At 37.7% G+C, this 11077-nt stretch carries 9 protein-coding genes and 1 other annotated feature; of the genes, 4 read left to right on the top strand and 5 right to left on the bottom strand.

What is annotated here, in order from left to right; genetic code table 11:
- The first annotated feature begins 253 nt into the window (after window positions 1-253).
- The 4 genes from H3T55_RS16055 (at window position 254) to H3T55_RS16040 (ending at window position 5388) form a co-directional block, all read left to right on the top strand.
- Window positions 254-943, top strand: coding sequence for a response regulator transcription factor (locus H3T55_RS16055; protein ID WP_087641571.1), 690 nt, complete (start codon window positions 254-256; stop codon window positions 941-943).
- Window positions 933-2084 (top strand): sensor histidine kinase, encoded by a 1152-nt coding sequence (locus H3T55_RS16050; RefSeq protein ID WP_225535135.1) that lies wholly within the window; start codon window positions 933-935, stop codon window positions 2082-2084. Before H3T55_RS16055 ends, H3T55_RS16050 begins: the two co-directional genes overlap by 11 nt.
- 44 nt (window positions 2085-2128) lie before the next feature.
- Window positions 2129-2341 (top strand) — a binding site (T-box leader).
- A 165-nt stretch (window positions 2342-2506) separates the two neighbouring features.
- Window positions 2507-3778, top strand: a complete 1272-nt coding sequence (serS, locus tag H3T55_RS16045; protein ID WP_225535134.1) for a serine--tRNA ligase — start codon at window positions 2507-2509, stop codon at window positions 3776-3778.
- Window positions 3779-3891: 113 nt separating this feature from the next.
- Window positions 3892-5388 (top strand): polysaccharide deacetylase family protein, encoded by a 1497-nt coding sequence (locus tag H3T55_RS16040; RefSeq protein ID WP_225535133.1) that lies wholly within the window; start codon window positions 3892-3894, stop codon window positions 5386-5388.
- Between the two features lie 38 nt (window positions 5389-5426).
- On the opposite strand, the gene guaB is transcribed toward H3T55_RS16040, so the two are convergent.
- From guaB to H3T55_RS16015, 5 genes are all read right to left on the bottom strand, one after another.
- Entirely contained in the window at window positions 5427-6911 is a 1485-nt protein-coding gene (gene guaB / locus H3T55_RS16035; RefSeq protein WP_225535132.1) for an IMP dehydrogenase, read from the bottom strand.
- Between the two features lie 166 nt (window positions 6912-7077).
- The gene (locus H3T55_RS16030) at window positions 7078-8688 is read right to left on the bottom strand and encodes a 6-pyruvoyl-tetrahydropterin synthase-related protein (RefSeq protein ID WP_225550247.1); all 1611 of its coding nucleotides are present in this window, start codon (window positions 8686-8688) and stop codon (window positions 7078-7080) included.
- 217 nt (window positions 8689-8905) lie between these two features.
- Window positions 8906-9589, bottom strand: a complete 684-nt coding sequence (locus H3T55_RS16025) for a DUF1129 domain-containing protein (protein WP_087641578.1) — start codon at window positions 9587-9589, stop codon at window positions 8906-8908.
- Between the two features lie 100 nt (window positions 9590-9689).
- Window positions 9690-10790, bottom strand: a complete 1101-nt coding sequence (ychF, locus tag H3T55_RS16020) for a redox-regulated ATPase YchF (RefSeq protein ID WP_087641579.1) — start codon at window positions 10788-10790, stop codon at window positions 9690-9692.
- Between the two features lie 10 nt (window positions 10791-10800).
- Window positions 10801-10989: a DUF951 domain-containing protein gene (locus H3T55_RS16015; RefSeq protein ID WP_087641580.1), complete on the bottom strand. Its 189-nt coding sequence runs from the start codon at window positions 10987-10989 to the stop codon at window positions 10801-10803.
- Window positions 10990-11077 lie beyond the last annotated feature (88 nt).

Here is an 11077-nt window from a genome sequence, read left to right as displayed (position 1 = left end):
ACCAAGTTTCGGCGCGCAGGTCAATCAAAAATTGCATTTTTTTTGAAGTTTTTTTCGTTACCGATTGTTTTATTCCTTTTATTCTTTATCGTTCGTTTTTAGCATAAAATACGTCTGTTTTCACTCAATTTATTAAATTTTAGTAACGGATTCTAAATTTCCCGTAACTTCTTCTTGTTTTTGTCAATTTTCTTTATTTTTTGTTAGAATATAAGAGAAGATTTCTACTATATAGTATGGAGGAAATAATAATATGAAAATTTTGGTTGCTGATGATGATAAAGAGATCGTAGAACTATTGAGTATTTATATCCATAATGAAGGCTATGAAGTGGTCAAAGCTTATGATGGAAAAGAGGCTTTATCGAAGATTAGAACGATATCTGATATTGATTTGTTGATTTTAGATATCATGATGCCGATCATGGACGGCATGCAGGTAGTGAAAGAATTGAGAAAGGAATCGCAAATCCCGATCATCATGTTGACAGCAAAAACAACAGACATGGATAAGATCAAAGGCTTAGTTGCCGGCGCAGATGATTATGTTACAAAACCTTTCAATCCATTGGAAGTAATGGCTCGCGTTAAATCGATTTTACGTCGTAGTCAGATGCAGCAAAAAGCAGATGAGCCAGATATACTAGAAGTCGGCTCATTGATCATCAACAGAGACTCTCATGAAGTCAAAACAGTTGATGACAAAGAAATCCAACTAACTGCACTAGAATTTGGTATTCTTTACTTATTAGCTAGTCACCCTAACCGTGTATTTAGTGCAGATGAAATTTTTGAGCGTGTGTGGCAGCAAGAAAGCATTGTTTCAGCTAAAACAGTAATGGTTCACGTTAGTCATTTGAGAGATAAGATCGAAGAGGCAACTGGTGGAGAAAAAGTCATTCAAACAGTTTGGGGAGTTGGATATAAGATCGATGCTCGTTAGACAAAAGAAAATCGAAAAGCAAAAAAGAATTACCTTAACATCAAAGGAAATCAGTGAATTATTAGCGGAAGGAATCGTCACTATTATCCTGTTGCTTCTATTAAATGTCTCAATTACTGTCCTACTCAGCGGCAGTCAATCGCTACAAGGAATTATTTGGACTACAAAAGGTGCATTTGCTAAAGAACTAAACACCGATCTATTCTGGAGTTTAAGCAAATTTGTCATCCCGCTTTTCTTTATAGTGGATGTTGCTGTTTTGTATTGGCGCTTGATCCGCCGTTATCGTCAAATGCAGCTTCGTCATATCATCAGTGAGCTGCATTATATTGCAGATGGAAATTATGATCATCGGATTCCGTTTGAGCTGAGTGGTGATTTATCGAAAGTGGTAAGTAGTATCAATGGTTTAGTAGATAGTACTGTCGCAGCAATTGAAGATGAACGTAAAATAGAAAAATCAAAAGATGAATTGATTACAAATGTCAGTCATGATATTCGAACACCGCTTACTTCTATTATAGGTTATTTAGGTTTGATCGAAGATCGACAATTTCATAGCGAAGAGGATTTACTGAAATATACACATACCGCATACGTAAAAGCCAAACAAATGAAGCTACTCGTCGATGATCTTTTTGAATATACGAAAGTTCGCCAGCCATCCGTACCGATCAATACAATCAATTTCGATATGGCACAGTTGATCGAACAGCTTGCTGCTGACTTTGAGCTTGAAGCGGATAAAAATAATATGACGATTCAAGTGAATGCAAATCCCGCTTCTATTAAAATGGACGGAGATACCGAAAAACTTGTTCGTGTCTTTAATAACTTATTATCGAATGCGTTGAAATATGGCAAAGGCGGCAAAAATATCGTCATTGATGTTGAGAAAGTTGGTACTGAAGCTGTTATTGCTGTTAGAAATGATGGTCCCCCTATTCCTAAAAAGTCACTAGATCAATTATTCGATCGTTTCTACCGCGTAGAGGAATCTCGTTCACAAGAAACTGGCGGCACTGGTTTGGGACTAGCCATCGCGCAAAGCATCATTGCACTACATGGCGGCTATATTTATGCAACGTCCGATAATAAATGGACTTCCTTTATTATCCATTTGCCCTTAAAGAGAAACTGACAGCTCTCTAATGAGGTTGACATTCAAATGAAAATTTTGTATTCTAATGACAAGCAAAGAGAAAAAGTATTTATAGTTTAGAATTCAAGAGAGTTTGCGGTGGTGAGAGCAAATATTCTTCTATAGAGAAGTCCGTCTCTAATGATTGCATTTGGCGAAATAAGTCAAATCGGCAGCAGCCGTTATCTGCTTTACAAGGGCAGCTTTATAGCTGAACTTGGGTGGTACCGCGAAATTCAAGTCATTTCGTCCCAAGAATTTTTTTCTGGGGATGAAGTGGCTTTTTATTTTACCACTGAGTTACCTAGTTTCATGAGCTAACCTTTCGGAGAAAAAGATAACATAAGGTCAAAACACCTTGATCTATTTTTCTGCCGAGACTGGACAAGCCCGCTATGCTTTTATATTAAGGAGGAGTAATTATGTTAGATGTAAAAATGATTCGTCAAAACTTTGATGATGTGCAGGCAAAATTGAAAACCCGCGGAGTAAAAGAAGAAATATTGGTAGAATTTTTACGATTAGATGAAAGCCGCAGAAATTTATTAGTAAAGGCAGAAGAATTAAAAAAATATCGGAATGATGTTTCAGCTGAAATCGCACAATTAAAACGCAACAAAGAAGATGCAACAGCTAAAATCGCTGAAATGAAAGAAGTTGGCGGCAATATCAAAGCCTTGGATACTGAAATTGAAGAAATCGATACTAAGCTACAGGAAATTTCTACTACTTTGCCAAATCTGCCTCATAGTAGTGTGCCTGTAGGTGCGGATGAAGAGGATAACGTAGAAGTTCGTCGCTGGAGCGAGCCTAGAAGCTTTGCTTTTGAACCAAAACCTCACTGGGATGTTGCTGAGAACTTGGATATTCTTGATTTTGAACGTGGAGCAAAAGTTGCCGGCAGCCGTTTTGTTTACTATAAGGGTTTAGGTGCTCGTTTAGAACGTGCATTATATAATTTCATGCTGGATATGCATGTATATGATCATGGTTATACTGAAATGATGACACCTTATATCGTTAATAGCAACTCAATGTTTGGAACAGGACAATTTCCTAAGTTTAAAGAAGATGTTTTCCAATTAGAAGATACTGATATGACTCTGATTCCAACGGCAGAAGTCCCTTTAACAAACTATTATAATAATGAAATTTTAGATGGAAAAGATTTACCTATTTACTTTACAGCATTAAGTCCTTCTTTTCGTTCTGAAGCAGGAAGCGCCGGTCGCGATACCCGTGGACTAATTCGTTTACACCAGTTTAATAAAGTGGAAATGGTAAAATTCAGTGATGCGGAGCATTCTTATGAAGAACTAGAAAAAATGACAGCAAATGCGGAAGATATTCTACAAAAATTGAACTTACCTTACCGTGTAATGGCTCTTGCTACTGGAGATATGGGCTTTTCAGCTGCTAAGACCTATGATTTAGAAGTTTGGATCCCAGCTCAAAATGCCTATCGCGAAATCAGCTCTTGCTCAAACTGCGAAGATTTCCAAGCACGCCGTGCCATGATTCGTTATCGGGATGAAAATGATAAAGTTCAATATGCCCATACACTAAATGGATCAGGATTAGCTGTCGGTCGTACTGTTGCTGCTATACTAGAAAATTATCAAAACGAAGATGGTTCAGTAACAATACCTGAAGTTTTAGTTCCATATATGGGTAACTTAAAATTGATCAAATAAAAGAACAAAAAAATTCTTAAGTTGAGCAGCAGCCTGTTGAAAGTAGAAATCCTGCATGTTACATTTGATTTATCGCAAGAAAATAAATCTATCACATAAGGGAAGCATTACACATGGACAAAAACAGCTACTCACATAGTACCCGCAATAGTAGGCGTGCGCGACGAAAGCAACATATGCCTAAAAAAATAGCCCTTCTTTCTCTATTTGCCAGCACGCTTCTTTTAGTTGGAGGCGGTGTTTATATCACTCACATTCATCAGTCTCGTTCGACAGCCAAAGAAACGACGAAAGAACACGACAGCGACTTTAACAAAAAAGAAGCCTTGCTTTTAGAAAAGATTCGGCAAGATCAAAAAGAAGCTGCACTAGCAAGTACCGAGCATACAGAAGTAACGAACAACATTGAAACGTTGCTTTACGATCCGGTCCAAAAGGATTCTATCCCTCGTTTTTCAACACTGAAAAACGAACTAACAACAATGATCGATACAGTAAAAAGAAAACATTCTAATCAACAGCCTATTAAAATTGTCGGACAAATGACTATGTCCAACGTAACCGCGCAATTAAAAAATTACCAACCTCTATTGACTATTTATAGTTGGGATGAGAAAAACAGGACCTGGTCTGAAAAGAAAGAGCTTTGTGCTACTTCAGATTTTGTGAATCAGAAAAATAATCAGGAATTGACACTGACCGATCTTTTTACAAGTGAAGCAAATTTATTAGCTGTCCAACAGGTCATTAAACAAAAATTACTAGATGATAGCTCTGATGGGACTAAGGTTATCGATACTGTTTTATCGATGCCGAATATGTCCTTAACGGACACACACTTCACTTATCGGCCCGATAAAATCAGTTTTCATTTGCCTGACAATGCAACAGGATCAAAAGAAGTCTCGTTGGCATATAGAGAAATCGCTGAGTACGTTAACCCAGAGTTTATCGATCCAGCTTCCATCAATGATGCTTTCGCTACGCCTTTAGATCCAAACAAAAAGTACATTTCACTTACATTTGACGATGGACCAAACCCAAAAACAACTCCCAAACTTTTAGATATCTTAAAAGAAAAAGGCGTGAAAGCAACCTTTTTCATGTTAGGGCAAAATGTGGTGAAAAATGAAGCAATCGTCAAACGAGCGGATGATGAAGGTCATGAAGTAGCTAGCCATTCATATTCACATCCTCAGCTGACAACGATCGATACAGAGCGTGTCAAAACAGAAGTTCAAAATACAGATAAGGTCATTTATCAGGCAATCGGTAAACTTCCTACTGATTTTAGACCTCCATATGGCGCTGTAAATTCTGAAACAGCAGCGATCATCAATAAGCCTATCATCCAATGGTCAGTTGATTCACAAGATTGGCAAAGTCACAGTATTGATAAAATCATTCAACGCATACATGATACAGAATACAATGATGCCATCATTTTGATGCATGATATTTATCCAGAAACAGTGGATGCCGTACCAATCGTGATTGACCGTTTACGTGCAGAAGGATATGAAATTATCCCATCTAAACAATTGTTAGGAAATAAGGCTAAACCTCTGCATATGTATTATGGATCTAACGATGAACGACCTGTACAATAAAAAACACCGTCCAATGGACGGTGTTTTTATTATATATACTATTGTTCTACAGAGTAGTTTGGTGCTTCTTTTGTGATTTGAACATCATGTGGATGAGATTCTTTTAGTCCGTTTCCACTCATTTGAATGAATTGTGCTTCTTCTCGCAATTGTTTCAAATCAGCAGCTCCAACATAACCCATACCTGATTTTAGCCCACCGATCAGCTGGAAGACAATATCTGCTACGCTGCCTTTGTAAGCAACACGACCTTCAATACCTTCAGGTACTAATTTATTCGCTTCATTCACGCCGCCTTGGAAGTAACGATCACTTGATCCTTTTTCCATTGCACCTAATGAACCCATACCGCGGTATGTTTTGAAACGACGGCCTTGATAAATTTCGAATTCACCAGGAGATTCATCTGTTCCAGCTAACATACTTCCTAACATTACCGCATGTCCGCCTGCTGCTAAAGCTTTGACGATATCACCTGAGTACTTGATTCCCCCATCCGCAATGATTGCTTTGCCATATTTACGAGCTACAGAAGCTGCATCATAGATAGCTGTCAATTGAGGTACACCAACACCTGCTACAACACGTGTTGTACAGATCGAACCAGGTCCGATCCCGACTTTTACAACATCAACACCTACATCATAAAGAGCTTTAGCACCTTCTGCTGTAGCAATATTCCCAGCGATCAATGTCGCTTCTGGGAAAGTGTCACGAATTTCTTTGATCTTACGGATCACTCCTGCACTATGGCCGTGTGCAGTATCAATGATGATCGCATCTGCACCAGCTTCAAGTAAAGCTTCTGCACGCTCAAATGTATCACTCGTTACACCTACAGCTGCTGCGACTAAAAGACGACCATGTTCATCTTTGGCTGCATTCGGAAATTCAATCACCTTTTCAATATCTTTGATCGTGATCAAACCGCTTAAACGATTATTTTCATCAACGATCGGTAATTTTTCGATCTTATGTTTTTGTAAGATTTTTTCGGCATCTTTTAGAGAAGTACCAACTGGGGCTGTCACTAAATTGTCTTTCGTCATGACTTCTTCGATCTTCATTTGATAGTCTGTCACAAAGCGCATATCACGGTTAGTGATGATCCCAACCAGTTTACGATTTTCCATTGTTTCAACGATAGGCACACCACTAATGCGGTATTTACTCATCAGATTTTCAGCATCTGCTACTAAATTCGTCGGTGTTAAGAAAAATGGATCAATGATTACTCCGCTCTCAGAACGTTTTACTTTGCGCACTTCATCTGCTTGCTGTGCAATACTCATATTTTTATGGATAACACCTAGTCCACCTTGGCGCGCCATTGAAATCGCCATTTTACTATCTGTGACTGTATCCATACTTGCACTGATTAGAGGAATATTCAATTTGATATTTTTCGCTAGCTGCACACTCATATCTACTTCATTTGGCAATACGTGACTTTCTGCCGGAATCAATAATACATCATCAAATGTAAGACCTTTTTTCGCGAATTTTGTTTCCCAGTTAGACATTTCCCAGACCACTCCTCTATTTAATTTTATATAAGAAAATAACAGATAATAATGGTGAAGTCAACCGCATTTCTTTGTTTACAGAAATTTTCTTTCGCTTTCACAAAACATGAGATAACACTCATCGTTTTATCATCTTAAACAAATCATAACTATAGTTATTTCTTTAGAATTTTTTTGAAATGTATGGTATCACTTTTACTGAGAAAAGTAGCGCAAGAGTGATCAGTGAAATACTTAATGAAATCTTTTGTGCCCAAGTCGTTTCATAAGAAACAGTCACTTTACCTTTTCCTGATAATGACAGAGCAACATACCCATTTTGTTCATTTAAAACGGCAGGTATTTCTTTCACCTTCCCATCTTCGACCACCTTCGCCTGATACCCATAATAATAGATAAAAGGAAGCGTAACGATCGCTGGCTTTGACTGAACGACTTGATAATCAAAACTTACTGAAGCAAAAGATAACTCACTTTTTTTTATAGTCATAACTTCTGGATCATAGCTAATTTCTCTTTTTTTATTTTTTAACAACTTTTGATAATTTACTTCTTTTGGTAAATATTCGTGCCCAGCACCGATATAGTAACTGTTGGTTTGGTCATAGCTTTGATGCGATACAATCCGCTTCCCTTCAGTATCGATACTCTCCCACTCATAAATCACCACGCCTAGTAATATGAAAAGGATCAAAATAACTTGTCCATACGGAATCTTTTTCAAGATCTTATTGTAGTCATTGGCAATCAAATAAGCCGACAGTAGTGTCACTATGGATAAAAAACGCCAAGGAAATTGAATAGTATTCAACGGAGTCTGATCAAATAACTGCCAAGGAAATAAATTAGTTGTCATAAGCATAAATAAAAAAGAAAGGAAGAGCAAGTCACGATCCACGTTTTTTTGCTTAAACAACATTACGCCATTTACCAATAGCCCCACCAAAAGAATAAGTCCAATATTCGCTGAGGAAGCATGAAACACCCGATTTTCAAAACTATTTGCTAAAAGTTCTCCCAACGCATAGCTCCTATCTGAAATCAACGTGAGTGGGTTGGCTGTCACTTGAAAAGTAATTCGACTCATTTGTTCAAAAACAGGAACTAAGTAGAAGGCTAGCAGCAAAATCGTTACGATTGTTGCTTTCAAAAGTGCTGTGAGTGTTTGCTTTTTAACAAAACGACGCGCATTTAAAAGGACATATAAACCAATAAAAATACTAACGATCTCCAATGATATAAAATGTGCTAACCCGATTCCCGTCATTGCGATCGTCAACAACCACCAATTTTGCACCTTACCAGCTTTTAACAAGCTTAGACTGGCTAACACTAAAGGAAAAAAGCCCATTGCCAATAACTCACCGATCGCCTGACGATTAAAGAAGTCCTGTAATCGATAGATCGATAAAGTATATAATAACGAAAACAGATAACTCTTCAACTTAGGTAATCCCATGATTCGCCCAGACAGATACGTTATCCCAAACGTTCCTAAATTGATCATTGTCGCAAAGAACAAAAAGCTTGTCGCCAGCGAAAAACCAGCTACTCTTAACAGAGCAGGTATATATAAGTAAAAATCCGGATAAAACAAACTTGAAGCATATCCATAACCACCAATAAAAAAGTAACTGATCTTAGGAAGCCAAATACCATGTGCTAAAGACTGTGCCAGGCCTTCGATCCTATTTTGATGAAAATGATAGTCGTCTCCAATCAAAATATGTCCATTTTGAAAGTAGACAATATACAGAGATAAAAAACTTAACAAAAGAAAACTTAAAAAAATCAGCCATCGACTTCGTTTACAAATCCATTCTCTCATCCATTCGCCCTTTCTTAAATTGTATTCTACTTTATAAGATACTTCGACAAGCCATCTCTTTCAAATATTATTATCTTTCGATATAAAAAAGAACCAAAAACAAAACTAAGCTTAGTTTCATTTTTGGTTCTTTCATATGCAAAAGGTTGATTATTCTGCTGAATCAACGCGCCAAACTACTGCGCATGTTGTACTTTTTCTTTAAGAAGTGACGTACGATCAATGCCAATCCACCAATAACGATCACGATCACTGGATCTAAGATAGGGTTAATTACTGGCGGCAACATTGCAGAACCTGCAAATACTACTATCCACAGCAACATTGAACCCACTAAAATCAAACCAGTCTTAAACCAACCAGGACGTTTTGATTTGTCTACTCCCGGGCGGTCGTACTGATAAATGTATTTGTATGTAAGATAAAATACATACCCGCCTGCCATTGAAGCTAAAACAAGTGTCAACAATCCTAAAGGTTGTGTTTTGCCTTTAGACCACATCATCATGATCGAAAACATCAACGTCATCACGCCAAATAGCAGCAACGTATTATCCAGCCACATCAATGCAGGAGTTGACTCTGGCAATTCTTCTGGTTTATTTAAAATAGCCTCCGTACGTTCAGATACAGTACCGAACAGTTGACGTGCAGTTTTACCGCTTTTTTGACCTTCTACCAAGTGTGGTAAAATCTCATGCAAAGCTAGCGTTTGTGCTTCTTCAGAAAGGTTGGCAGCTACTAATGACTTCTTTAAATCAAAAATGTACTGTTCATTTCTTTTGGTCAATTTTTGTTCAAGCTCACGATTTTCTGAAACAATCTCTCGAAGTGCTTCTGATTCCATTTTTTGCGTCCTCCTCGCCCATGAAAAACAGGGCAGTCTTTACCTAAAAAGTATTCTAACACACTTTTTAGGGAGAAAAACAGTTTTTTACAAATTTTTCCTATACATTGAAACGGAAAAGCATAACATCGCCATCTTGCACAATATATTCTTTTCCTTCTAAGCGGACTTTACCAGCTTCTTTTGCAGCCTGCATGTTGCCATACGTATTTAAATCATCAAATGAAACCGTTTCGGCACGAATAAATCCGCGTTCAAAATCGGTATGAATGATTCCGGCTGCCTGAGGTGCTTTGATTCCTTTACGGAATGTCCATGCACGAACTTCTTGTTCACCTGCAGTAAAGTAGGTTGCCAAGCCTAACAAATCATAGGCTGCACGAATCAACTGATCCAAGCCTGATTCTTCAATACCTAGAGCTTCCAAAAATTCTGCTTTATCTTCATCATCTAATTCAGCGATCTCTTCTTCTGCTCGTGCACAAACCACAATCACTTCTGCATTCTCATTAGCTGCAAAAGTCCGAACTTGTTGAACATACGGATTGTTATCTGAATCTGAAACCTCATCTTCTGATACATTCGCAACATATAGAATCGGTTTTGCAGTTAATAAAAATAGACTTTTAACGATTTTTTGTTCGTCTTCAGTAAAATCGATCGTCCGTGCAGACAAACCTTCTTCTAATACTGGTTTAAGCTTATCTAGTACAGCCAATTCAGCAACCGCATCTTTATCCTTTGTTTTTGCTATTTTAGCCACACGTGTGTAACGTTTATTGATAGAATCCAAATCCGCTAAAACTAACTCTAGATTGATTGTATCGATATCTGCCAGCGGATCAACACGTCCTTCAACGTGAGTGATATTGTCATCATCAAAACAACGAACAACATGACAAATTGCATCTACTTGACGAATATGACTTAAAAATTGATTGCCCAATCCTTCACCTTTACTTGCACCTTTTACGATACCAGCGATATCTGTAAACTCAAAAGTAGTTGGTACAGTTTTTTTAGGCTTTACTAATTCTGTTAACCGCAACAGGCGATCATCTGGTACTTCCACCATCCCAACGTTTGGGTCGATCGTCGCAAACGGATAATTTGCCGCTTCTGCTCCTGCTTTTGTGATTGCGTTAAAAAGAGTTGATTTCCCTACGTTAGGCAAACCCACGATTCCAGCTGTTAATGCCATTGATCATTCACTATCCTTTATCATTTTTTTCCAAAATTTTCTTCATTTTCTTTTCAAAATCCCGACGTGTCATCATAACGATATGACCGCAGTTCGTACATTTTATTTTAATGTCGGCGCCCATTCGGATGATCTCCCAACGATTCGCCTGACAAGCATGTGGCTTTTTCATTTCAACGATATCCCCAAGATCATACATGTTCTTAAAATACCTCCTACATTGAACGCTTGATAGTCAAAAAGACACAATTTCCTAAGCTAACAATAACATTTTTTTGAATCACTAG

Source organism: Enterococcus sp. S22(2020) (assembly GCF_020295385.1).
Classification (GTDB): domain Bacteria; phylum Bacillota; class Bacilli; order Lactobacillales; family Enterococcaceae; genus Enterococcus_L; species Enterococcus_L dunnyi.
This window is presented reverse-complemented; position numbering and strand designations above follow the sequence as displayed.

Bases quoted from the DNA above. Each gene is read 5' to 3' on its own strand.
- H3T55_RS16055 (WP_087641571.1), top strand. From the start codon at position 254: ATGAAAATTTTGGTTGCTGATGATGATAAAGAGATCGTAGAACTATTG.
- H3T55_RS16050 (WP_225535135.1), top strand. From the start codon at position 933: ATGCTCGTTAGACAAAAGAAAATCGAAAAGCAAAAAAGAATTACCTTA.
- serS (WP_225535134.1), top strand. From the start codon at position 2,507: ATGTTAGATGTAAAAATGATTCGTCAAAACTTTGATGATGTGCAGGCA.
- H3T55_RS16040 (WP_225535133.1), top strand. From the start codon at position 3,892: ATGGACAAAAACAGCTACTCACATAGTACCCGCAATAGTAGGCGTGCG.
- guaB (WP_225535132.1), bottom strand. From the start codon at position 6,911: ATGTCTAACTGGGAAACAAAATTCGCGAAAAAAGGTCTTACATTTGAT.
- H3T55_RS16025 (WP_087641578.1), bottom strand. From the start codon at position 9,589: ATGGAATCAGAAGCACTTCGAGAGATTGTTTCAGAAAATCGTGAGCTT.
- ychF (WP_087641579.1), bottom strand. From the start codon at position 10,790: ATGGCATTAACAGCTGGAATCGTGGGTTTGCCTAACGTAGGGAAATCA.
- H3T55_RS16015 (WP_087641580.1), bottom strand. From the start codon at position 10,989: ATGTATGATCTTGGGGATATCGTTGAAATGAAAAAGCCACATGCTTGT.